Genomic DNA, 24,921 nt, shown 5'->3' with positions numbered 1-24,921 from the left:
AGCAGGAATTGCATCATGATCGTGCAACAACTGCTCGCGGAGAGCAAGGCAAGGATGTCAGTGCCGTTGTCAGGCGTGCAACGGTTGCAGGTATTGCCATCGTATCCACATTTCCCAATCCAATCACAATGGCCTTGCATTGTTCAAGGCTCGGTTGCTGCCAATCCAGATGCTCCAGTGGCTGAGCACCAATACCAGCCTTGTCCAGCGCACTGACAAGCTCCTTCATGGGCACCTGCCCTGACAGTCGCAGCACCAGACTCAAACTACCGGACACCTGATTGATCGGCTCAAACAGCTCACAGCCATCCAGCGCCGTGATCAACGCCTGTCGACGCTGCCCATAGATCTGACGCGCATGCCGCAAATGACGGGCTATCGATCCATTGTCGAGCAACTCTGCTACAACGGCCTGTGCAATCGTATTGCTACCACCACCAATGACACGCAGACATTGGTGAGCATCAGCAACCGCCTCGGGCGGCACGACCAGCCAACCGACACGGATGGCTGGAAACAAGAGCTTGGAGAAGGTACCGGCGTGCAGCACCCTGGCACCTGCCGACTCAGCCGCCAGCGCAGGCCGTGGCTGTGAATCATCACGAAATTCACTGTCATAATCATCTTCAAAAATGATGCTGTCGTTCTGGCGTGCCAGATCGAGCAAAGCTTCGCGTCGTTGAGCCCCCAGCGGCATGCCCATGGGGTATTGGAAACAAGGGGTGAGGTAAATCAGCCGCGGCAATGGCACATCGGCCAATGGCAGGATCAGACCATCAGCATCCAGCCCGCAAGGCCTGACATGAAGACCTGACTGCCTGAACGCGTCCACCGCACCCAGATAGCCCGGACATTCCACCCAGGCAGTATCACCCGGGTCCGCAAACAGATTTGCCGTCAATGCAAGACTCTGACGCGTACCTGAGGTGACCACAATCTGTTCCGGATCGACTTGCAAGGAGCGGTAATTGGCCAGATAGCGGGCAATGGATGTACGAGTCTCGATCAATGCCTGTGCACGATAACCGAGCCTGTTCGCAGCCTTGCGTGTCGCCGTAGCCTGAGCCTTGCGCCAGATGTCATGCGGAAACAACTGTGCATCCGGCTCACCCGGTGCCAGCTCACCACCAGAGGACAGCCTTGAATGATTTGAACTAATCCGCAAGGAGCGCGGCCATTCAGTTACAGAATACGACGGTGGCGGTTTAACATGCCTTGCCACCCGCGTGCCGCGCCGCCCATTGGCACTGAGCAAGCCTTCCGAGGCTAGTTGTTCGTAGACACTGATTACAGCATTACGACCCAGGCCCAGCTGCGCGGATAACGTCCTGCTCGAGGGCAATCTGGCATCGTAGGGCAGCAAGCCTCTTTCGATAGCGCTGTAGAGATTCAGATAGAGCTGGCGAACCCGGGGCAATGGACTCTGCGTATCGGTGCGCAAAGTATCCAGTAATTCTGGCGTGAACAGGCCATCAGCCATTGCCTGTACCCAGCTGTTCATACATGATTCTATTGGCTCCTTTCATTTACCCAGATCGTACCTTATGAAAAGAGCCATAACATGTCAATCTGCTCGCCATGTTACCGCCAACGCACTTAATCGGAATTAATGAGCAATAACACAATTGATACGACCGTCCCGCCGCGTGGTGACAAGCGACGAGTACGTCAGTCACCGAACCGGGCAAGCTACGAGCGCGATGATCTTTACGCAGTTCTGGATGCCTGCCCCATTGGGCACGTCAGCTTCATTCATGAAAACTGGCCCCAGTCAGTACCGACTGCCATCGCCAGAATCGACGATCATCTGTACCTACACGGGCACCCGAAAAGTCGCCTCTACAAGGCCTTGTCGGCTGGAGAGCGCGTGTGCGTTTCTGCTTGCCGGGTCGATGGCCTGGTAAAAGCCCGATCCGCATTTCACTGCTCGATGAATTATCGCAGTGCAGTTGTTTTTGGTACTGGAGTGCTGGTAACTGATGAGGAAAAACCAGCACTGCTGGATAGCTTCACGGACAGACTGATACCGGGCAGCCTCAATGATTTCAGGCCCTATCTGACCAAGGAATTGAAAGGCACCGCCTTGGTTCGATTATCTCTGGATGAGTATTCCGTAAAAATCAGAACCGGTGATCCGATTGATGATGAAGAGGATATCGCCCTGCACCACTGGGCAGGTGTGATACCCATCGAATCAAGCTATGGAGTACCAGTCAAGTCCGCAAACATGCTGGATGGCATCCCGATACCTGACGAATTGCTTGCGCAGGCAAAACCCTGATCAGACATCAGGCTGCGTTCAGCCGTCAGCTTCCTGACAACGGGGTTTCGGCAACAGGTGTAATGGCCGTACCGTTCTCCAGCCACGCAACGACATTATCCACCACCAGCTGACTCATGGCGTTCCTGGTGGGCTCACTGGCTGAGCCGACATGTGGCAGCAGTACAACATGCTCCATGTCGATCAGTGCCTGCGGCACAGCTGGTTCATTTTCAAACACATCCAGGCCTGCAGAATAAATAACCTTGTTCTCAAGTGCTTGAATCAGAGCCTGCTCATCGACCACCGAACCTCGCGCCACATTGATCAGAATGCCATTCTTGCCCAGTGCTTCCAGCACCTCCTTATTGATCATATGGTGCGTAGCTGTACCACCGGGAACGATGACAACCAGCGTGTCTACCGCACTTGCCAGCGCCACAATATCGCTGAAATAGGGATAGGAGAGATGATCTCTGCAATTGCGCGCGTGATATGAGATGGCAACACCGAACGATTCCAGGCGATGAGCAATTGCCTCACCGATACGACCCATACCGACAATTCCGATAGAACGGCCCTGCAGAGACGATGGCGTCAAAGGGAAGGATTGAGCAGGCCAAAGACCTTTTCTGACATGCTGGTCTGCCTGCGGCAATTGACGCACGGTCATCAGCAACAAGGCGATGGTTGTATCTGCAACTTCTGCATTCAGGACATCAGGGGTATTGGTCACAATGATGCCCAGATCCGCCGCCGCTTTCGCATCGACCTTGTCGTAACCAACACCAAAATTGGCAACGATCTGAAGGTTTGGCAAAGCTTGCATGAACGCTCGATCGATAGCGGTACCCTGCGTTGCTATCGCTCTGACTCGATCTGCACAGTCACTCAACTCCTTGTCCGGATTCTCTGCAGTTGCCAACTCGACAAGCTCATAGCGCGCGGCAAGCTGCTCAATGACAAGTGCGGGCATCTGGGCTGGCAATAGAACAGTTGGCTTGGACATTGGTATTCCATTCTGGTTGGGGCAAGGCATACGCCTCACTGAAAAAGAGACTCTGAAACGAAAAAACCCCGGCTACAGCATCACTGCCGTAACCGGGGTTCGGACCTACGAGGATCAGACGAGCTGGTCTTACTTGGCCATGCTCAGCAGATCCATGTTGAATACCATGACGGCACGCACTTGAAGATCAAGATCACTTCTACCGGCGATAAAACCGAAATCGTCGAATTCGTCGACGCCATCGTCAACGGCACTTACCTCGAAGTAGGCAAAGGCTTTTTTCTCGATAAGCGGCTTTTCATAACCCAGTGTGAGGTAAAATGGTGAGTTGTCAGCGCTACTAAAGCCTACGAGTCCGTACATCTGGTCTTTCGCGTAAGTAGCTGTGAGCACAACTGCGTCATCTGACTCTTGAATATAATCGTCACTGGCGTACTGCAGACTAGCACTGGCAGTGCCTTCACTTATTGGCATGGTCACACTGGTACCAAGGGCAAAGCCTGTACCAAAATCAAAAAAATCATCATCGTCCAGAACGCCAACGTCAGCGTCATTGCCGATAAGCAGAGCGAGACCCGCACCAAAGGTCATGTCACCCGATTGCATCTTGGCACCTATATCAAGACCATCGATGAAGTCATTGCCCGCATCGTTGGGGACAAGAATGACAGAGGCCATGTATTGGAGGTCTTCAGTTTCAGGGCTGGAAAACTTGAGAACCGATGATTGTCGTGAACAAGCATTTTCGGTAAAGCAACTACCCCAATAGGCAATATCCACGGCTGCAGTAACGGCATCATAAAAGGCCCGGTATTGCTTACCACCCTTGATGGTACCGAAATCACCTTCCAGTCCCAGCCAGGCATATCTGGTATTACTGACGCCCGTATCCTGATCAAAACCGAATTCAAGATAGCTTATGGCTTTCAGTCCTTCACCCGCATCTGCAGCACCCCTCCAACGAATACGAGAGCTGTAGTTTTCAAAGGTGAGTTCTGCATCTGGCTCAGTATTGAGACCGAGACCCAATCGAAGACTGGCATCGAGTTCGCTGGTGAACTGCTCCTGCGCCAGTGCCACTCCTGAAGCTAAGCTGCACGATAATGCTGCAACTGCTAATAGATTACCTTTCATGGATGCACCTTGACTGTCATAGTGAGAGAGTAGTCACAGTATATAGCGAGTTGCACAAAAACAACAGAATATGTCGCGACTACGCCACAAGAGTTTTCAATTGCTGCACAGCCTCTCTGCTCGATGCTGTCATAGGCTCCACGAACAGAGGGGGCCGTCACCGCCGCCCCCTGTCTCGTGCTTCTATCTAGAATGCCTTACGTGAGCCTTCGCGATACTTGTTGTGTGGTACGAAACCACTTTTCACAGCTTCTCGTGGCTGCGGTACCCACAACACCCGATCCGGGTGCATGCCGGCGCCATAGACTGCGGACACAGCTGATAAACGCATACGGTTCAGCAAACGAGTGTTCACCTCGCCACAGAGAGGATGCATGCCGCCGTTATCGGCAACCACCTTCTCCCAGGCCGCTTTGCGAGCACTCAGCGTAGCTGCATCGTTCAGTTCGGTACAGTTGAGTTCATTACTGTTCAGATCTACCACTATCTCATCGCCATCCTCTACAAAGGCAATGGGCCCACCCAAGGCCGCCTCCGGACCCACGTGACCGATAACCAGTCCGACTGAACCACCGGAGAATCGTGCATCAGTCATCAGTCCAACCACGATTTCACGCTCGCGGCACAACGTGGTAATCCTTGAAGTGGAATCCAGCATTTCCGGCATGCCGGGAGCACCACTAGGGCCTTCATAGCGAACGATCACCATGTCGTGGTTCTGAAAGTTCTCAGGCGCAGCTTCCAGAGCATTCAACAAGTCCTGCTCACCATTGAAAATGCGCGCTCGGCCGACAAACCGGTTGTCGTCCAGACCACCCTCAACACCTGCCAGTTTGAGTACAGCACTGAATTCAGGTGAAAGATTGCCGCCCAGAACACGCAGACCGCCAGTCGCTTTGTAAGGCTTCTCGACCGGGTAGACCACAACCCCATCAGGCTCTGATGTGTTGAGTCGCTTGACCTGCTCAGCTAGAGTTTCACCCGTACAAGTCAGGGTATCGCCATTGAGCAAACCTGCATCCATCAGTGCCTTGACGATGACCTGAACACCGCCTTTTTCATCGATATCGACCATGGAATAGGCACCATAAGGGCGCGCATCGGTCAGTACAGGCACTACATTCTGCGACAGGTGATTGAATTCCTCAGGCGACATGATGTCATCGGAAAAGCTCTTGAAACCCGCCGCACGAGCAATTTCTGGTGCATGCAACAACACATTGGTGGAACCACCCACTGCCATGGAGACAATGACCGCATTGCGGATCGAATCACGGCTGACAATTTTACGCGGAGTATCGCCACGTTCAATCATGCCCTGGAGGTAGCCGACCAGTTCTGCGGGAAATTCCTGCAAGCGACGTGGATCATCTGATGGCGGTGCAACCATATGCAAAGGCTGCATGCCAACCACACCAATAAACGTCTGCATGGTGTTGTAGGTAAACATGCCACCGCAACTGCCGTAACCCGGGCAGGCTTCCTTGGCAATCCGTTTCTTGAAGTCGATGTCGGAGCTACCAGCAACCTGGAAGGCCGAAACGATGTCGATCGGTTGTGCCGTTTGCGAATCTCTGCCCGGTCGAATGGGGCCATCGGACATGATGATAGCCGGACGATCATGCTCAAGTAGGGCTGCCAGAGTACCAACCGGAGGCTTGTCGCAAGCAACAACAGCAATAGTACCTTCCAGTCCGCTGGCACTCAGGTGCTCGCAGACGGTGTCATGAGTGACTTCACGACCGATCAGGCTGTAACGCATTTCACGCGTGCCATTGCGCATGCCATCAGAGGTCGCCACGGTGTATTCAGGCTGCACCAGTCGCATCGCCATCAAGCCGTCACCACGACCAATCGCGCTGCGCAGACGATCGTGGATAGCTTCCACCTTACGCTGCACTCCGAGATAACACTGGCTATCGCCCTTGGTGCCAATCACACCGATAGACGGCTCGTGAATCAGTTCCGGATCAGTGCCTAACTCACGGGCAACCCCGTACGTTTGTGCATTGCGGCCAGGGTTGTTGTCGAATGTTACAGATTTCGACTTATTGGACATCGGAGTTTCCTGTAATTCATGGGTACGCTCAATTTTGCCTTATTTCGCACCAGAACGATGCCGAAATCGGCTCATGCGGGCACTGCAAACCAGAAAAATCCGGCTCTCGAGACAATTTGCCCCTCTTCAGCGTACCCGTGTTGCGACAACCCCTGCTTATCAGTGTTGGATAGCGCCAGGACTCAAGCGCCGCGGACGGACAATCCGCCATCCACTCGAACCACATCTCCGGTGATGAAACTTGCCCGTCGGCTCGCCAGAAACAGAACCGTCTCTGCCACCTCGTCGGCCTGCCCGAAACGCCCCAACGGATGTGCCTTGTTCCAGCTATCGATCAGTTCACTGGGATCATCCATCGAGGCAAAGAGCTTCTCATTCAGAGGCGTCATGATGGTACCCGGCGCAACCGCATTGACACGTATCTGATGAGGTGCAAGATCGACTGCCGATTGCCAGGTCAACGCGTTGATTGCGCCTTTAGCCGAGGCATAGGCCGCATAGCCATTGAACCCCAATGCCCCCTGTACCGATGACATGTTCACGATAGAGCCACCACCACGTTTTTTCATCTCCGGAATACAGACCCTCATGGTTCGCCAGTAGCCATTGAGATTGATGTCAATGACACGAGTCCAGTGCTCCTCGGTGATTTCGTCAACCACACCCTTGAGCGCCTGACCTGCGTTGTTCACCAGAATATCGATGCCACCAAAGCGTGTGACGGCAAGCTCTGCCATGGCGGTGACAGCCTGCATGTCACAGACATCGGTCTGCGCAAAAATGGCACGCTCGCCCAGTTCGTTGGCCGTAGCTTCGCCCGCCTCGATGTCTATATCAGCGATGAGCACGGAACCGCCTCGTGCAATGAAACCTTCAGCACAAGCTCGACCAATACCCATGGCGCCCCCTGTCACGATAGCTACCTTCTCGTGAAAATCTTTCGTCAGCTCATTGCTATTGTGCAGACTCATTGAATACTGACTCCCGGTTTGTTTATGTAATGCGGACAGCGGCAAGTATTACTCTAAACGCCGTCGCCTGTCAGGCAGAGACACTTCAGCAGGCGCTGGTCCAAGCCGTTAACTGTTTGTGAACATGCCTCCCGATTATTATCAGCTCCTGCACGTCATGCCCGACGCACCTGCGCCGGTGATCAAGGCAAGCTACCGTGCAATGATGCAGAAACTGCGACACCATCCCGACCTGGGAGGTGATCCGGCACAAGCCCAACTGCTGAATGAGGCAGTCGACGTACTGTGCAACCCGGCAAAACGGGCACGCTACGACAGCGATCTGAAGGCCTTCAGCCTGCGTGCGGAGCAGTCAGCGAAACAGGCGGCTGCCCGGGAGCGCGATGAGAACGCCGCACGACAGGCTCAAAAAGCCCCTCCGAGGACCTCGGACTCTTCCGCCTCTGCCGGAGGCAGACCCAATACCCACAAACCTCACAAGGCACCTCCCCCCGAGCCAGACAAGCAAGATCCTGAGCCAGAACAAGAATCTGCGCCTGATCCTGTTGTTGCCCAAACGAATCTGCCCACGCGTCCGCATTGTTTATTCTGCAAGGCAACTTTTTCGACAAACCCTCGGGCCCTGCAACGCTATAGCTCAGATGATCAGTGCGCTCAGTGCACGGCTCCCACAGCACTGATTGAACAGCTGGGAAGCTCCACCACGGAGGAGTTGCGACGCATCTACCGGCACGAACACGACGCCGCGCTCAGGCTCTGGACTCAGTGGCCAATGGAGTCACATTCAGAAGCTCGTCTCCAGGATTTGTCATTGGCAGGTTGTGCCATAGAATGCGGCAACGCTCTGAGCCCCAACACCATGGTGCTGATTGATACCGATGCACTCAAGGCCATTTGTGAGGTGCGATATTGCAAACCCGCAACTGGCAGCACCACGTTCAGTATCGGGCTGGCATTCAAGACCCTGAAGATCAAGGCCCGACCGGGCAGCATGTTCTCAGCTGTCGCCTGAGCGAAGCTCAGCAGGTTCTCCTGTGCCGTGTAAAACGGGCCTGCGTTGTGCGGCGCCAAGCCGATACTCAGGTGTATCATCAGACCTGCACGACTCTTTCAACCACAACAGGAAGCTTTAAAGCCAATGAGCATTACCCGGATGGATTCCAACCAGCGTATGAGTCAGATCGTCATTAATGGCGACACCGTCTACCTGGCAGGTCAGGTAGCAAAAGGCGAATCAGTTACCGCTCAAACAAGCGGCATACTCGCCCAGATTGACGAGTTGCTGGCCAAGGCAGGTACCGACAAATCCAAACTGATCAGCGCCACGATCTGGCTGTGCAGCATGGATGACTTTGCCGACATGAATGCAGTGTGGGATGCCTGGGTTGACCCTGCCAACGTCCCTGCCCGTGCCTGTGTAGAGTCTCCCCGACTGGCAACTCCTGAATTCCAGGTGGAAATCATGGTAATTGCCGCCAAGTAAGTTCTGTCTTAAATATTTGTATCTGTATCTATCAGAAACAAGTAACGCGTCAGTTGACCGCAGCGTGCAATGGCACCCAGCCCGACTGGCGCGATATCACAGCATCGGAACCCACGGGACTACCCGCCTCTTCTGCAGTCATATTGACTTGTGCCCATAGGCCTGACTCATTACAGACGCAAGCATCCACCACCTGCAGAGTCGCATCGCCGAGCGTATCGTGCAGTCGCTCACCACTGGGCGTCTGGTAGACGACACCGTCCCAGGCTCCCACCAGCTTGCTCATCGCGTTCATGACAAGAAAGGCATAAGGCTTGTAAGTGAGTGATTCGTCATCTGAAACCCACTCCAGCGCCGCCGCTACCGTCTGGCTTGATGAGGCAGCACTTTTGTCAGCTTTTTCATCCAGATAAACTCGCTCTTGAGGATCAATCTGGTAGTGAATCTGATCTTGCTCACCGTGACGAAATTCGTATACCGCCGTCTGATACTCTCTTGTACCGTCTGAACCATGCAGCTGACCAACAGCACGACGCGGCACTGCATGGCGCGAGTCCAGCTGTACTGGAGTAAAGGGGAGCGTACTGGAAAGTTGTATTTTCATATCTGGAATCGAAAGGCTCCTGTTTGTCCTGCTCATTAAACGACAATTGTGAACGGAGCTTAGAGTTGAATACGGGTTGAATTGTGATCAATTATGATGGTGCGTCTGCGTCAAGCAGAATTTGCCAGAACAATAGTTTGAATTAAAGTAATTACCGCCATTGATGCCACTCAAACGGCCTGATCGTGCTGGTACACTCGGGATTGTTTATCTGGACACGTTTGTCTACGCCGAAAAGCACGCTGAATCAGTAGACTATAGACCACTATCAGACTCTGACATGCAAAGCAACGGGGATACCCCGGTTGGCTCGTTACTTGTCTGGATAACAGATCACCCGCGGTGAACTAGTCACCGGGATGATGACGTCGCAGGTCGTTTCACTTGCTGCTTACTAGAATCTGGATTAAATCATCCACCATGATCGATACGGTAGTCCTAACGGCGGAAATGGCAATTGTGCTGTTCCTGCTCGCCGCGACGGTCTATCTGTTTGCATTCTCGGTAGTGCGCGTCGATGTCGCCGCCCTGATCATCATGGTCACGCTCGGCCTGGTCTCCCAAGTGCCAGGGCTCGATCCCATTCTGGATCTGAGTGAGCTCTTTTCCGGTTTTTCCAGTAACGCCGTCATTTCCATCATCGGGGTAATGATCATCGGCAAAGGTCTGGACAAGACCGGCCTGATGGGCAAACTGGCACAACTGATACTACAGATCGGTGGCAAAGAGGAACGCCGTATCAGCCCCCTGATGTCCGGTATCGCAGCCCTGGCATCAAGCTTCATGCAGAACATTGGCGTGGCAGCCCTCTTCCTGCCAGTGGTCAGTCGCGTATCCACCCGTACCGGCATACCGATGAGCCGCTTGCTGATGCCTGTTGGCTTCTGCATCATTCTTGGCGGTACAGCCACCATGATCGGCTCCAGCCCGTTGATTCTGCTCAACGATCTACTGCTCTCATCCAACAGACAACTACCGGCCGATCAACAGATGGCCGCCTTCGGGCTGTTTTCGGTATTACCCATCGGCATTGCATTGAGCATCACCGGCTTGTTGTATTTCGTGCTGGCCGGTCGTTTTGTACTACCAAAGGATGATCCGGATACCAACCGAACCTCTCGAACAGACGACTACTTCAAAAGCCTGTATGGCATCAGCGGAGAATTGCTCGAAACACAGGTCACCGTCGACAGTCCGATGGTGGGTCTCAGCATTCACCAGATTGAGGAAACCTACAAAAACACGCCATTCATTCTTGCGCTCTACAGTGGCGATGTCGTCAAGATCCCCCCCGATCGGGAGGAAACCGTGTGGGTCAATACGCGCCTGGGTCTACTGGGCGACCAGCAGGAAGTGGAAGCTTTCTGCAAGGAATACCACTGGACACTGCGCGGCGAACCTGACCGCTTCGCCAAGGTTCTCAATCAGCAGTACAGCGGTATCGGCGAAGTCGTTATCCCGCCTGCATCGACACTGGTCGGCATGGCTATTGGCGACATCAAGCCACGGCGCAATTTTGGCGCCAACATTTTGCAGATCTATCGGGCAGATCATGTCATCAAGACTGGCTTTCGTGACACCGTACTGCAGGCTGGTGACACACTGGTTGTACATTCCAGCTGGAAGGATCTGAACAAGCTCAAGAGCAATCGGGATGTGGTCGTTGCCACCGATGTGAAATACGAGGATATCCGGACCAACAAACTGCGTCCTGCCATCTTTTTCTTCGTCTTGTCTCTGGCGCTGTTTCTGGTGACAAACACCCTATCCATATCCTTGCTGGCCGGGGCTCTGGGCATGATCCTGTCCGGCGTCCTGACGATAGACGAGGCCTATGATGCCGTTAGCCTGCAGACGGTATTTCTGCTTGCCTGTCTCATTCCGCTTGGAATTGCTGTCGATCATTCGGGAGCTGCCATCTGGATTGCGAATCACCTGCTGTCGGTTATCGGTGACGTCCCCATCTGGGTCATGCAGACCGTCATCGCAGGCCTGGCGACATTTTTCACGCTGGTCATGTCCAACATCGGAGCCACCGTCCTGCTGGTGCCTCTGGCAGTCAACATCGCCGTCACCATCGGTGCAGATCCGGCCATGTTTGCCCTCACCGTCGCCATTTCCACCTCGAATGCCTTTCTCATTCCGACCAACCAGGTCAATGCCCTGATCATGGGTCCCGGCGGATACAGCGTAGCGGACTTCATGCGAGTAGGCGGCATGATGACCGTGCTATATCTGGTTGTCAGCCTGTTGGTCATGAACTTTTTCATGTAACCATCTCGGTATTTGCCTGCGGCAACAGCCCCTGAGTACAGTGAAGAGTGTTACTCATCACTGATACTGAACCTGCATTTTCCCGATACGTCGCACAGAGTTAAGTTTTGTCGTTTTCAGCACCGGTCCGGTGCTTGACCCCTGCGCTCCACGAGCCGATATTACGATTGTGCACCGGCACATTTTCTTGGAGTATGGACATGGGAAAAACATACAAAACTCTGCCAGTCGAGCAATTTCTCGACGAAAATTCCAACTACGATTCTGACTATTTCGATGATGAGGTGGGCCCGCTTCTGAACGAATCTCACCCGAAGCGGCGCAACAACATGCGAGGCCGACGCAAGAACCCTGACAGGTATCTGAACAACGGCGTACACACTCTGCCCTCAGACTGGTTCGAGTCCGGTTTTGTTGGCGGCGGCTCGCAAGAGGAGTGGCGTTGATGCACGAAATAAAGGCTTTTTCAGTCACACTCTGACGCTCCGGATAAAGGGTCGGAACGAATAAGCGGAGTTTGCGGTCTGTGTGCCTGCCCGATTGGCAGGTGCACAAACTTAAGTCAATTTGTCATCAGGAGCGACGCTACAAACTCACAATACAACTAGCCTGTCCCCGTCCTTGATATAGTCGGCTTTTATCAAACAGCCATCGATTATTTGAAGTGATCAGAAGCACCATACCCGCACGCCAATTTGAGCGTCTCTCATGTGGTGCTCTGTGCTCCTGTTCGTATCACGACCTGACAGTAGTCCTACGTTGGCCTCTCAAATTAGCCGCGCTGCAAATTTCCCACGACTGCCAGATTTACGTGCGCCACGCACCATTGTGCAGCGCTCAATGCGGACTAGCCGTGAGTCTCTTTTAATCATCTGCGTTCGAGTCGTCAGACATCGTCACCGCTTTGCAGAACGCTTGACCCGCTGCTGGCATCACTGCATTATCTGCGCAGTCCACACGAAACAAGGGTTTGACAGATACCATGAATGCGACAGCCAAGGCTTCTTCATCACCCGACATACGCGGCGCAGCCGTACGTTTCGATCACGTGCAAAAAAGCTACGACGGTGTCGTACTGGTTGTCAAGGACCTGAACCTGGATATCAGTCCGGGTGAATTCGTCACCATGCTCGGCCCCTCAGGCTCAGGCAAGACAACCTGCCTGATGATGCTGGCAGGTTTTGAACCGGCCACCCATGGCGAGATTTTCCTGAACGACAAACCTATCAATAATGTACCGCCGCGCAAGCGTGGCATTGGCATGGTCTTCCAGAACTATGCGCTGTTTCCCCATATGAGCGTGGCCGAGAATCTTGCTTTTCCGCTGGAGATACGCAAGATGGGCAAGAGTGAACGAGATGCCAAGGTCAAGCGTGCGCTGGATATGGTTGAATTGGGAGCTTTCGGTAATCGGCGCCCAGCGCAGCTCTCCGGCGGTCAGCAACAACGTGTTGCGGTAGCTCGTGCGCTGGTGTTCGATCCTGATCTGGTGCTGATGGATGAACCTCTCGGGGCTCTGGATAAGCAACTGCGCGAGCAAATGCAATACGAGATCAAGCATATTCATGAAAGTCTCGGGGTCAGCGTTGTCTATGTGACGCACGACCAGACAGAAGCACTCACCATGTCCGACCGCGTTGCCGTGTTTCAGGATGGTGTCATCCAGCAACTCTCCTCACCCGATGCCCTGTATGAAAGCCCGCAGAATTCATTCGTGGCGCAATTCATCGGAGAGAACAACAAACTCTCAGGCCGAGTCACTGCCCATGAAGGCGAGCGCTGCACTCTGCTGCTTGATGACGGCACTGAAATCCATGCTGAGGCGGTCAATATCGAAGGTGTCGGCTCGCGATCTACCGTGTCCCTGCGACCCGAGCGTGTCGAACTGGAACCATCCGAAGCCCGTGACAACATCGTGAACGGCGTGGTCAAGGAGGTGCTCTATCTGGGTGACCATTTACGCATCGTGATGAGCGTAGCCAGCAACAATGAGTTCATTGTCAAATTACCCAACGGGGGTCGTAACACCACCCCCGTCGAAGGTGAGTCATACCGGCTGGGCTGGAGCGCAGTCGATGCAAAGGCATTGGATCCAGTCAGCTGAACGAGCGAAGCACTCTTTTTTAACATGTGTTCATAATTGTTAACTACGTATCCCTTCTCTTTTTTTAGTCGAATGCACTGCAATCGCGCTAAAACAAAGTGAATCGTCCTATGTTTGCCCTCGATTGGTGCGCTCTGTTCATCAGAGTTATGCCGCTCATATGTTAGGCTTTACACGGAATCTATAAAGGAGATCCTCCATGAAGTTAATTGCTGGACTCGCCGGTGCTTTCGCACTGAGCGCAGTTGCCATGGCCGCTTCGGCAGCCGATGAACTACCCGATTGTGAAGACTGTGTTGATTCTCTGACCATCGTTTCCTGGGGTGGAGCTTATTCCAACTCCCAGATCGAAGCCTATAGCAAGCCTTACTCTGCATTGACTGGCGTCGAGATCATCAACGACGAATCATCCAATGAAGCGGTTGCAAAACTGCGAGCCATGAACGAAGCCAATAACGTGACTTGGGACGTGGTTGATGTTGTTGCATCAGACGCTATCCGACTATGCGACGAAGGTCTGGCGATGGAAATTGATCCTGACACCATGCTGGCAGATGCACCCGATGGCACCCCGGCTTCAGAAGATTTCGGCGACCTGCTGGTCTCCGATTGTTTCATCCCGCAAATTGTCTATTCCACAACCTTTGGTTACAGAACCGATGTGGAAGCCTGGGGTGACAAGGCACCAGAAGATATTTGTGACGTTTTCGACACAGCCACCTTCCCCGGCAAACGTGCATTGGAAAAGCGTCCAATCAACAACGTTGAATGGGCACTGATTTGCGACGGTGTTGCCAAAGAAGATGTCTATGACGTTCTGAGCACTGACGAAGGTGTGACACAGGCACTGGCCAAGCTGGCAACCATCAAAGACGACGTTATCTGGTGGTCAGCAGGTGCTGAAACACCACAGCTGCTCGCTGATGGTGAAGCCGTCATCGGATCAACCTACAATGGTCGCCTCTTTTCTGTCATTGAAGAGCAGAAGCAGCCCGTTGCCATGTTGTGGGACGCTCAGGTTTTCGATCTGGATGGTTGGATCATTCCAGCGGGTCTGAGTGACGAGCGCCGTAATCGCGCTCTGCACTACATCATGTTCGCCACAGACACCCAGCGTCTGGCCGATCAGTCCCAGTACATTTCCTACGGACCTGCCCGACAATCGTCAGCTCCACTCGTAGGCAAGCATGCTGATCTGGGAATCGACATGGCTCCACATATGCCAACCGATCCTGCCAACGCGACCAATACATTCCTGTACAACTACGAGTGGTGGGCTGACAATCGCGACGATCTGGATGCCAAATTCCAATCATGGTTATCGCGCTAATCCACTGCGTTTCAACTAGCATTATCTGATTGGTATTGCAGCTAGCCCCTGCATTGCCTGACGCAGATTGCCCGGAGTCTGACAAGACGCCGGGCAATCTGCCTCAACCTCGAACAGCCATTTCACGAATACGGAACGAGGAACCCCCGGTCTTGAGCGCATCTACTCAGTCATCTTTACCCTCACAGACCCGCAGCGAGTCTGCCACGCTCACCAAGAATGGAGAGCCGCTCAAACGTAGCCTGGCTCGCGCTTTACGCCGCGAGAAATTGCGCGCACTATTGATGATCGCCCCACTATTGCTCTTCGTTTTTTTCAGCTTTGTCATGCCTATTGGCGACATGCTGTTTCGATCGGTAGAAAACAATATTGTCGAAGACACCATCCCGGGCACCGTCCGCGCCCTGGTGAGCTGGGACTCTGGCACCGGTGAGCTCCCCCCTGAAGCTGTCTACGCTGCACTGGCAGATGACATGATGCTGGCTCAGGAAAAGAAAATTCATACACGCCTTGGCAGCCGGTTGAACTACGACCAGCCCGGCATTTCAAGCGTATTTCGTAAAAGCGGCCGACGCATAAAGAAACTCGACAATGAAGCGGCCAAATCCGCCTTTGTCGCCATCAACCCCGCCTGGGAAACACCTGAAGCCTGGAATACCCTGCGCGCCATGAAGGCCTGGCCGGCTCAGTTTCCCGCCACGGCCCAATCCTGGAAAAACTGGGCTGCCTGGCTAAAGTCCGAAGAGGGTGATGATGCGGATCCGGCAGCTATCATCCCATACGGCTTTTCCTACGCGGCTCTGTATCACGACCTGGCTGTTATGCCAGAGTCGAAGATCACCTCTTTCATCTCGGGTAATAACGCAGAGGCTGGCGCCCTGTTCGAGGGCCTACCGGGCAATCTGGCAACATTTCCCAGCGATGACTTCAAAACCCAGTTCGCCGATATCGACAAGGGTTGGCTGGAGCTTGATAACTGGCAGGCCATCAAGAGATTGTCACCCACCATCGTCGACAGCTATTTTCTCGCCTCGATCGATGCTGAACGAACAGAGGCCGGTATAGAAAGCAAGCCGGAGAATGAACGCATCTATCTGACCCTGTTCGTTCGCACCATCTTTCTCAGTATGGCCATCACCTTCAGTTGCATTCTGCTGGGCTATCCGGTTGCCTATCTACTGGCCAACCTGTCTGTCAAAGCCTCGAACATGGTTCTGATTCTCGTCCTGCTGCCCTTCTGGACCTCATTGCTGGTACGTACAAGCGCCTGGAAAGTTTTGCTCCAGCAACAGGGCGTCATCAATGACCTGCTCGTCTGGGCTGGCATTATTTCGGACGCTGGCAGGCTGGTCATGATCAACAACATGACCGGTACCATCATTGCGATGACACATATTCTGCTGCCTTTCATGATCCTGCCCTTGTTCTCGGTCATGAAAACCATTTCACCCACCTACATGAGGGCAGCCAGATCAATGGGTGCCAGTGACTCAATGGCCTTCTGGCGCATCTACTTTCCAAATACGGTCCCAGGCATCGGCGCAGGTTCCATACTGGTGTTCATCCTCTCGATTGGTTATTACATTACGCCAGAGCTGGTTGGTGGAACCAAAGGGGTCTTTATCTCCAACCGTATTGCCTACCACATCAGTTCTTCTCTGAACTGGGGTCTGGCAGCGGCGCTGGGTTCAATACTGCTTGTGCTGGTGATGGCTCTTTATTGGACCTATGATCGCATCGTAGGCATCGACAACGTGAAGCTGGGGTAATTACTTATGAGCGCTCTACCATCCTACGCCTCCACGGGACAACGTATCTGGCACTACACGTTCCGCTATGTCATCTGCGGTTTCATTCTGTTCTTTCTTATCGCGCCGATTCTGACCATCATTCCGCTGTCGTTCAACTCGCAGAATTTCTTCACCTTTACACCAGAAATGCTGTCCTTTGATCCTGCCGGATATTCACTCAAGCACTATCGGGATTTCTTTACCAATGCTGACTGGCAGCAAGCCCTGAAGAACTCCTTCATGATTGCCCCCGCGGCGACCATCATCTCCACGGTGCTGGGGACCCTGGCGGCCATCGGTCTGTCGCAGAGTCATGTGCCTTTCCGACGGGCCATCATGGCCATTCTCATCTCGCCCATGATCGTCCCATTGATCATATCGGCCGCTGGCATGTACTTTTTCTATTCCCGTATTGGCCTGCAAGGAACTTATCTGGGAGTGGTGCTGGCGCATGCCGTACTGGGCACCCCGTTTGTCATCATTACGGTGACTGCAACGCTGGTGGGATTTGACCGATCTCTAGTCAGAGCAGCCGCAAGCATGGGGGCAGACCCTGTCACGACCTTCTTCAAGGTCCAGATGCCACTGATCATTCCGGGTGTCGTATCAGGTGCCCTGTTTGCTTTCATCACCTCTTTCGATGAAGTGGTCGTCGTACTGTTTCTGGGTTCTGCCGGACAGAAGACACTACCGTGGCAGATGTTCATCGGACTGCGTGAACAGATCTCACCCACGATTCTGGCTGTTGCCACCATTATGGTGGGTGTCTCGATCGTACTACTGACCATTCTGGAGATGCTGCGTCGACGTTCGGAACGATTACGCGGACTGACTCCTAACTGACAGACCGGGCGCTGTCCCGCTAGCTGAGACCAAGCCTGGCCAAGGGCATTGCCACCAACGGAGGTACTCAATGGCCTATTTCAGCGCAGAGGAATACAAGGCACGGCTCGCCGGAACAAGGCGAGCCATGCAAGAGCGTGACATCGATGTACTCATCGTCACGGACCCCTCAAATATGGCCTGGCTGACCGGCTACGATGGCTGGTCTTTCTATGTCCATCAGGCAGTCATAATCACCCACTTGCACGAACCCATCTGGTGGGGACGAGCCATGGATGCACTAGGTGCACTTCGGACCGTCATCATGGCGGACGACAATGTTGTCGGTTACGATGATACCTATGTCCAGAATCCTCAGAAACACCCTATGGAGACGCTGGCCGCCCTGCTGAATGAAAGGGGCTTGGCCGCTGGCAATATTGCCGTGGAAATGGACAATTACTACTATTCAGCAGCCGCCCACGCAAGCCTTACCCACGCACTGCCAACGAACAACTTCATCGACGCTACCGGTCTGGTCAACTGGCAACGTGCCATCAAAAGCCCGGCCGAAATCGACTGCATGAGAAAGGCTGCCCGTATTGTCGAACACATGCACAGAACCATTGTGGAAAGGGCTGAGCCCGGACTGCGCAAGAATGAGCTGGTTGCCTCGATCTATGCTGCTGCCATCACCGGTGTTGATGACTGCTGGGGGGATTACCCTTCCATTGTCCCTCTGACCCCTTCTGGCATGGATGCCACCGCCCCCCATCTCACCTGGGATGACAGCCCGCTGAAAAAGGGAGAATGTACATTTTTCGAAATCGCCGGCGTCTATCGACGTTATCACTGTCCACAATCTCGCACCCTGTTTCTGGGTGAACCGCCGGATAAATACAAGGTGGCAGAAAATGCGGTCATGGAAGCTGTCGAAGCAGGACTGACTCAGGCAAAACCCGGCAATCGCTGCGAGGATATTGCCAATGCCTTCAATCAGAAACTGAACCAGCTAGGATTTGAAAAAGACAGCCGCTGCGGCTACTCCATCGGACTATCCTATCCGCCCGACTGGGGTGAGCGCACCATGTCATTTCGACGAGATGACCAGAGCATCCTGCAAGCTGGCATGACATTTCATTTCATGCCGGCACTCTGGCTCGACGATGGTGGGGTCGAGGTAACAGAGCCTATTCTTATTACAGACACGGGTGTTGAGTGTCTGTGCAATACGCCAAGAGGCCTCACCATCAAATAGAACAGACAAACATACGACCCTGCGACCCTGCGACCCTGCGACAGTTGAAGTCTGATTTTCAAAGTGAACGTATAAGCACAGGCAAGTGTCACACTCCAGTCTTGAATTGAATAACAGGATCAGAAAAATGAGTATCAGTCGAAGAAATGCACTGAAGATCGGCATGACGACCTTGGGCGGGCTTTATGCCGCCTCCCCTCTCTCGCGCATGGTTTTCGCACAGGATGCAGCTGCAGACACCTTCAACACTGCGAATGGCTCTGTATCAGTGCACCCCGTATCCCACGCCTCATTTGTTCTGCAAACACCTGGCGGCGTAATCTATAACGATCCGGTGGGTGGCGCTGAGCTGTATTCACAGCTGCCCGCGGCTGATTTGATCCTGATTACCCATGAGCACAGTGATCATTATGATGTCGATACCCTCAACGCTCTAATGGGCGAGAACACACAATTGCTGACCAATCCTGCGGTACTGGAGATGTTGCCCGGCGAGCTGAAAGAACGTGCCAGCGCTATTGGCAATGGTGATTCGACTGAAATTCTGAAGGTGGGTATCGAAGCAATTCCTGCATACAATCTGACGGAAGAACGCCTGAAGTATCATCCCAAGGGTCGTGACAACGGCTATCTACTGACCGTGGACGGCATGCGCGTCTATATTGCCGCAGATACCGAAGCAACACCAGAGATGCGAGGCTTGAGCGATATTCAACTGGCATTCGTGCCAATGAACCTGCCCTACACCATGGGTGTGGAACAGGCCGCCGAGGGCGTGGCTGATTTTGCCCCCGCAGCGGTCTACCCTTATCATTACAAGGGCAGCGATATTGACGCTTTCGAAAAGCTGGTAAATGCGGCAAACGCCGACATCAAAGTGATGCGTGGCCCCTGGTACGGTTGAACCAACAGACCAATCGGATAGGCAATATTGATTGTTGCACTATCCATTGACTAGCTGCCGCCACCATTACCGGTGGCGGTAGAGCAAGACTTTTCAGAACATGCGCTGACCACTCACCACGGCTGATTCATCCGAATCCTCCCTGCTGCACCGTATTCGACAAACCCCAGTCTGATCATCGTCATCAGGAACCGATCGACTCCTTGTCTCCGACTCCGGCAAAGTCCGTTGTTGCATATCCATCAAACAACTACAGCCTGGTCTCTACCAGAGTGTGTGCTGCGCGCAAACCTGCGTTGTTACAAGTCGTTACAAGCCGTGACGCGACAAAAAAATCCCCACCTGACGCTAGTGGTATTCTCGTTTCGTATCAGTCTGTGTCTGTGCGCGCAAACGGACATGGGTATAGGAAACTTCTGCTAAAACCCCGGTCTAATTGCCCAGGCACGACATCAGTTGCAGGACCCTTTTTCTAAACGCGGTATTTTGCAGAATATGTTCGCCTGGCCGTTAATATGACCAGGCCTTTATCAACGTATTTGACAACGTAAGAGTTTCGATCAATATGAAGTCTTGGAAACTGGGCGGCATGGCAGCCTTGCTGATTGCGGCAGGCTTTATCTGGTGGCAACAGTCAGATAACGTAGCAGACGCCGGTAACGCACCACAAGCGGGCGCAGACTCTGCGGCGCAAGGTCGAGGCGGTGCCACTGGCAGAGGCGCTCCACCCGCTGCATTGGTAGTGGCTCGCCCAGTTGTCAATGCAACCATCAATGATCGTCTACAGGCCATAGGCAATGGTAAGGCACTGGCCTCAGTCAGCGTGGTCCCATTATCCGGCGGACTGCTGACCGATATTCTGGTCAGATCCGGACAACGGGTTGCAAAGAACGACGTACTGGCACTCCTTGACGATGATGTACAACTGATAGCCCGAGACCGTGCCGCCCGCACCGCTGAAAATGCAGCCGTGGATGAAGCTCGATTAGCCAAACTGTACCGTACGAGAACGACGACAGAGGCAGAACTGATTCGCACGCGTGCCGACCTGGCCGATGCTGAACTGGCCCTGCGCGAAGCCGAACTGACGTTGGCCCGTCGCAGCATCAAGGCACCGATTGCAGGTATCGTCGGATTGACAACAGTCGATTCGGGTAACTATGTCACCACCCAGTCTGAAATCGTGACCATTGATGATCGCTCAACGATCATTGTCGAATTCTGGGTTCCTGAACGCTTTGCAAGTCAGATCGCGGTTGGGCAGGAAGTCAGAGCGACCGCTCAGGCCAACCCTTCACGTAACCATGCCGGACTCATCACCGCAATCGGTAGCCGGGTTGAGAGCGACAGTCGTACCCTGCCCATAGAGGCACAGCTGGATAATCAGAACGATAGTCTGCGACCAGGCATGTCGTTCAATCTGACGCTGAACTTTGCAGGCCAGAACTATCCAGCCGTTGATCCACTCGCGGTGCAGTGGGACTCAACAGGCTCGTTTGTCTGGCGCCTGGTTGATAACAAGGTTGAGCGTATGCCGGTTCAGATCATTCAGCGTAACCCCGAGTCTGTGCTGGTAGCCAGTGAACTGGTCGCCGGAGATCAAGTGATTACTGAAGGTCTTTTATCACTCAGAGCCGGGGCCGAGGTACGCGTTCAAGGCGGTGCCGGCAAGAGGCCACCAGACGAGCGCAAGAAGCCTGAGATCGAAAGCGAGGCTTCAACCACAGCTGCCAGACCATGAACAGCCCGACACAGAATCAAGTGGCTGACAATGGAGCAGAGAAAGACGACATAACCGCCCTGTTCGTGCGCCGACCGGTACTGGCCACGGTGCTCAGTCTGCTGATTATCGTTGCGGGCCTGGCCGCTATTGTCGGGGTGGAAATTCGGGAGCTGCCGGCAGTAGACAGCCCGGTTATCAGTATCTCCACAACCTATACCGGTGCAGCCCCCGAAACGGTGGATCGGGAAATAACGGCTGTTATCGAATCGGCTGCAGGACGGGTTGCCGGCGTTAAATCCATTTCCTCCTCCTCCTCCTTTGGCAGCAGCCGAGTCACAGTGGACTTTCAGGAATCGGTAAATCTGGATGTCGCAGCCTCCGACATGAGAGATGCCATAGCTCGCGTCTCACGAGACCTGCCTGATGATATCGATGACCCCCGGATCGTCAAAGCCGACAGTGATGCTGAGGCGGTCATTCGACTGGCCGTCACTTCAGATCATCTGTCCGCTGAGGAAATGACAATCATTGTCGAGAACCAGATCGTCGACAATTTCACCGCCATCAACGGCGTAGCCGATGTGCAAGTCTATGGCGATCGCGAACAGGTGTTTCGCATCGATGTCGATCAGTCCAAGCTGGCAAGTCGAGGTCTGAGTATTGCCGATCTGGCCAACACACTGTCCGACGCCGCTTTCGATACCCCGGCAGGCTCTCTGTCAAGTGATACTCAGGATCTGTCCGTGCGAGCCAGTGCGACCATCCAGACGGCCGAGCAGTTCCAGATGGTACTGATCGACGAACGTACCCGCATCGGTGATATTGCAACCGTGACTCTAGGCGCTGATGTTGGCAGCAGTTCGTTGCGGGCCAATGGACGGACGGGCATCGGCATGGGCATCATCCGCCAGGCTGGCTCCAACACACTGGAGATCTCCAGCGATATTCACGCCCTGACAGAGCGCCTCAATACCACATTGCCGGAAGGCATGGATATCCGGGTAACCAGTGACGATGCGGTGTTCATTCGAGGCTCCATCAAGGAGGTGCTGCTCTCTATGGCGCTGGCCATCGCCATTGTCATCTCCATCATCTATCTGTTCCTTCTCAACTGGCGCGCGACCTTGATTCCGGCCATCACCTTACCGGTTGCCCTGATCGGTACCGTGGGGGGTATCTGGCTAGCCGGCTTCTCGATAAACATACTCACGCTGCTCGCGCTGCTGCTGGCAACCGGCATGGTGGTGGACGATGCCATCGTCGTTTTGGAGAATATCGTCAACCGGCGTAATGATGGCGCGGGCCCCAAGGCTGCGGCCGTTATCGGCACCCGCCAGGTATTCTTTGCGGTCATCACCACCACAGCGGTGCTGGCTGCCGTCTTCATTCCCTTGTCTTTTCTGCCCGGTACCGCAGGCGGCCTGTTCCGTGAGTTCGGTTTCGTGCTCGCCATTGCCGTTACGATTTCATCGCTGGTGGCATTGACACTCTGCCCTATGCTGGCATCCAAATTATTAAAGGACTCGCGCAAGGCTAAAGACAACAATTCCGCATTGTCCGGGCCACGGAATCCGGTACGACGATTTGGTCTGTTTTGCGCCAATCTCTACAAGGCCATTCTGGTGCAGTGCTTGCGCTTCCCGCTTCTGGTGGTGGCCCTCAGTCTACTGATCGGCACTCTGGCATGGTTCACTCTGGCCTCTGTTCCCGAGGAGCTGGTGCCCAGAGAAGATCGCTCTGTTGCCTTGCTCAGAATCTCGGCACCGCAAGGTGTCAGCCTGGACTATACCGCTGCTCAGATCCGCAAGATAGAAGCCATCGTCCAACCTCTGGTGGACAAGGGCGAAGCTGAAAACGTCTTTTCCATTGCCGGTCGAGGCGGCAGTAGCAACAGTGGCTTCATGGTTGTCACTCTGGCACCTTGGGATGAGCGCGAGCGTTCGCAACAGGAAATCGTTGATGAAATAAACAAGGGGCTGAGGGCAATCCCCAGCGTCCGTGCCTTCGCCATTCAGCCAAACAGTCTGGGTATCCGGGGTGCAGGTTCAGGTTTGAAGGTCGCACTGGCGGGTAACAACTACGGCACGTTGGCAGACAAGGCTGATCAGATAGTGCAACGCCTGGAACAGGATCCGCGCTTTGGCCGGGTGGAGCTGGATTACGAGACCAACCAGGCTCAGTTGTCCATCAGCATCGATCGGGAACGGGCAGCCGATCTGGGCATTCCTATCGATGGTCTGGCCTCAGCCATGCAATCGGTACTGGATGGACGCGAGATTGGTGATGTTTTCATAGAAGATCGTGCCGTGGCAGTAAAACTACTGTCCACCACTCAACCCGTCAACGACCCGACTGATCTTGCCAACCTGTTTCTTAAAACCTCGGACGGCCGTATTGTACCGATGTCCACTATAGCCACTCTCACAGAGTCGGCAATAGCCCCTTCCCTACCGCGTGAATCACGCTCGCGCTCAGTTACCATAACCGCTGGACTGACACCCGAGTTCCCGCTGCGAAGCGCCATGCAGGAGCTGGATAGACTGGCCCAGCCGCTGCTCAGTGACGACATGCGCCTGATGCCATTGGCGGAAGCTGCCACCTTGAATGAGACCTCAAGCGGCCTGGTCCTGACTTTCGGTTTTGCGATCATCATCGTTTTTCTGGTGCTCGCGGCACAATTTGAAAGTTTCGTCAGTAGTCTGATCATCATGTTCACCGTGCCATTTGGTCTGGCCAGTGCCGTGTTCGCTTTGTACCTGACCGGCACCAGTCTCAATGTCTACAGTCAGATCGGACTTGTATTGCTGGTGGGCATCATGGCCAAGAACGGCATTCTGATTGTCGAGTTCGCCAATCAGCTGCGCGACTCGGGCATGAGCGTCAAACAGGCCGCTCTGGAAGCCGCCACTATTCGCCTGCGGCCCGTCACCATGACGCTGTTCTCGACCGTGCTCGGCGGCGTGCCCTTGGTATTGGCTTCAGGTGCAGGAGCCGAAGCCCGCGAAGCATTAGGCTGGGTCATTGTGGGTGGTCTGGGGATTGCGACCTTCTTCACATTGTTCCTCACGCCGGTCGCCTACCAGCTACTGGCAGGCTTTTCAACATCTAAAGCTGATCGTGACCGACAAATGACAGATGAGCTGAATCATGCGGCAAGTCTGCCCCCGAGCACCGCACAAGCCACTTGAAAAATTCC

19 protein-coding genes are annotated in these 24,921 nt (G+C 54.0%); 13 read left to right on the top strand and 6 right to left on the bottom strand.

The window, feature by feature from the left end; translation table 11 throughout:
• Positions 1-13 precede the first annotated feature (13 nt).
• On the bottom strand, positions 14-1,501 hold the full coding sequence (gene pdxR / locus IMCC3135_RS07160; protein WP_088916987.1) for a MocR-like pyridoxine biosynthesis transcription factor PdxR: 1,488 nt from the start codon (positions 1,499-1,501) through the stop codon (positions 14-16).
• A gap of 108 nt (positions 1,502-1,609) precedes the next feature.
• Between pdxR and IMCC3135_RS07155 the strand changes: the two genes are divergently transcribed.
• Positions 1,610-2,281 (top strand): pyridoxamine 5'-phosphate oxidase family protein, encoded by a 672-nt coding sequence (locus IMCC3135_RS07155; protein WP_088916986.1) that lies wholly within the window; start codon positions 1,610-1,612, stop codon positions 2,279-2,281.
• A 25-nt stretch (positions 2,282-2,306) separates the two neighbouring features.
• Here the strand turns inward: IMCC3135_RS07155 and IMCC3135_RS07150 are convergent, their stop codons facing one another.
• The 4 genes from IMCC3135_RS07150 to IMCC3135_RS07135 form a co-directional block, all read right to left on the bottom strand.
• Complete coding sequence (locus IMCC3135_RS07150) at positions 2,307-3,269, bottom strand: 2-hydroxyacid dehydrogenase (protein ID WP_088916985.1); 963 nt, start codon at positions 3,267-3,269, stop codon at positions 2,307-2,309.
• Between the two features lie 129 nt (positions 3,270-3,398).
• Positions 3,399-4,403 (bottom strand): porin, encoded by a 1,005-nt coding sequence (locus IMCC3135_RS07145; RefSeq protein WP_088916984.1) that lies wholly within the window; start codon positions 4,401-4,403, stop codon positions 3,399-3,401.
• 187 nt (positions 4,404-4,590) lie between these two features.
• A complete protein-coding gene (locus tag IMCC3135_RS07140) occupies positions 4,591-6,462 on the bottom strand; it encodes a dihydroxy-acid dehydratase domain-containing protein (protein WP_088916983.1) in 1,872 nt (623 codons plus the stop codon).
• 182 nt (positions 6,463-6,644) lie between these two features.
• A complete protein-coding gene (locus IMCC3135_RS07135) occupies positions 6,645-7,433 on the bottom strand; it encodes an SDR family NAD(P)-dependent oxidoreductase (protein WP_088916982.1) in 789 nt (262 codons plus the stop codon).
• Positions 7,434-7,557: 124 nt separating this feature from the next.
• Between IMCC3135_RS07135 and IMCC3135_RS07130 the strand changes: the two genes are divergently transcribed.
• A complete protein-coding gene (locus IMCC3135_RS07130) occupies positions 7,558-8,445 on the top strand; it encodes a DnaJ domain-containing protein (protein WP_257790419.1) in 888 nt (295 codons plus the stop codon).
• A gap of 126 nt (positions 8,446-8,571) precedes the next feature.
• Positions 8,572-8,916, top strand: a complete 345-nt coding sequence (locus IMCC3135_RS07125) for a RidA family protein (protein WP_088916980.1) — start codon at positions 8,572-8,574, stop codon at positions 8,914-8,916.
• 49 nt (positions 8,917-8,965) lie between these two features.
• On the opposite strand, the gene IMCC3135_RS07120 is transcribed toward IMCC3135_RS07125, so the two are convergent.
• Positions 8,966-9,520: an AbrB/MazE/SpoVT family DNA-binding domain-containing protein gene (locus IMCC3135_RS07120; protein ID WP_088916979.1), complete on the bottom strand. Its 555-nt coding sequence runs from the start codon at positions 9,518-9,520 to the stop codon at positions 8,966-8,968.
• Positions 9,521-9,940: 420 nt separating this feature from the next.
• Here IMCC3135_RS07120 and IMCC3135_RS07115 point away from each other — a divergent pair, with 420 nt between their 5' ends.
• The 10 genes from IMCC3135_RS07115 to IMCC3135_RS07070 all read left to right on the top strand — a co-directional run bounded on the left by IMCC3135_RS07115 (position 9,941) and on the right by IMCC3135_RS07070 (position 24,913).
• Positions 9,941-11,794 (top strand): SLC13 family permease, encoded by a 1,854-nt coding sequence (locus tag IMCC3135_RS07115; protein ID WP_088916978.1) that lies wholly within the window; start codon positions 9,941-9,943, stop codon positions 11,792-11,794.
• Positions 11,795-11,994: 200 nt separating this feature from the next.
• Entirely contained in the window at positions 11,995-12,240 is a 246-nt protein-coding gene (locus IMCC3135_RS07110; RefSeq protein WP_157735816.1) for a hypothetical protein, read from the top strand.
• A gap of 536 nt (positions 12,241-12,776) precedes the next feature.
• The gene (locus IMCC3135_RS07105; protein ID WP_088916976.1) at positions 12,777-13,898 is read left to right on the top strand and encodes an ABC transporter ATP-binding protein; all 1,122 of its coding nucleotides are present in this window, start codon (positions 12,777-12,779) and stop codon (positions 13,896-13,898) included.
• A gap of 199 nt (positions 13,899-14,097) precedes the next feature.
• Positions 14,098-15,228 carry an extracellular solute-binding protein gene (locus IMCC3135_RS07100; protein ID WP_205737944.1) on the top strand — a complete coding sequence of 377 codons (1,131 nt, stop codon included), beginning with the start codon at positions 14,098-14,100 and terminating at the stop codon, positions 15,226-15,228.
• Positions 15,229-15,380: 152 nt separating this feature from the next.
• Positions 15,381-16,997 carry an ABC transporter permease gene (locus IMCC3135_RS07095; protein WP_205737943.1) on the top strand — a complete coding sequence of 539 codons (1,617 nt, stop codon included), beginning with the start codon at positions 15,381-15,383 and terminating at the stop codon, positions 16,995-16,997.
• A 6-nt stretch (positions 16,998-17,003) separates the two neighbouring features.
• The gene (locus IMCC3135_RS07090; protein WP_088916975.1) at positions 17,004-17,861 is read left to right on the top strand and encodes an ABC transporter permease; all 858 of its coding nucleotides are present in this window, start codon (positions 17,004-17,006) and stop codon (positions 17,859-17,861) included.
• Positions 17,862-17,931: 70 nt separating this feature from the next.
• Positions 17,932-19,098: an ectoine hydrolase DoeA gene (doeA, locus tag IMCC3135_RS07085; protein ID WP_088916974.1), complete on the top strand. Its 1,167-nt coding sequence runs from the start codon at positions 17,932-17,934 to the stop codon at positions 19,096-19,098.
• Positions 19,099-19,225: 127 nt separating this feature from the next.
• Positions 19,226-20,002, top strand: a complete 777-nt coding sequence (locus tag IMCC3135_RS07080) for an MBL fold metallo-hydrolase (RefSeq protein WP_088916973.1) — start codon at positions 19,226-19,228, stop codon at positions 20,000-20,002.
• 565 nt (positions 20,003-20,567) lie between these two features.
• Complete coding sequence (locus tag IMCC3135_RS07075) at positions 20,568-21,743, top strand: efflux RND transporter periplasmic adaptor subunit (protein ID WP_088916972.1); 1,176 nt, start codon at positions 20,568-20,570, stop codon at positions 21,741-21,743.
• Positions 21,740-24,913 carry an efflux RND transporter permease subunit gene (locus IMCC3135_RS07070; protein ID WP_088916971.1) on the top strand — a complete coding sequence of 1,058 codons (3,174 nt, stop codon included), beginning with the start codon at positions 21,740-21,742 and terminating at the stop codon, positions 24,911-24,913. The genes IMCC3135_RS07075 and IMCC3135_RS07070 overlap by 4 nt, the downstream gene beginning before the upstream one ends.
• Positions 24,914-24,921 lie beyond the last annotated feature (8 nt).

It is taken from the genome of Granulosicoccus antarcticus IMCC3135 (genome assembly GCF_002215215.1).
In the GTDB taxonomy this organism is placed as follows: domain Bacteria; phylum Pseudomonadota; class Gammaproteobacteria; order Granulosicoccales; family Granulosicoccaceae; genus Granulosicoccus; species Granulosicoccus antarcticus.
The sequence above is the reverse complement of the archived record's forward strand: the minus strand, read 5'-3'. Positions and strand labels throughout refer to the sequence as shown.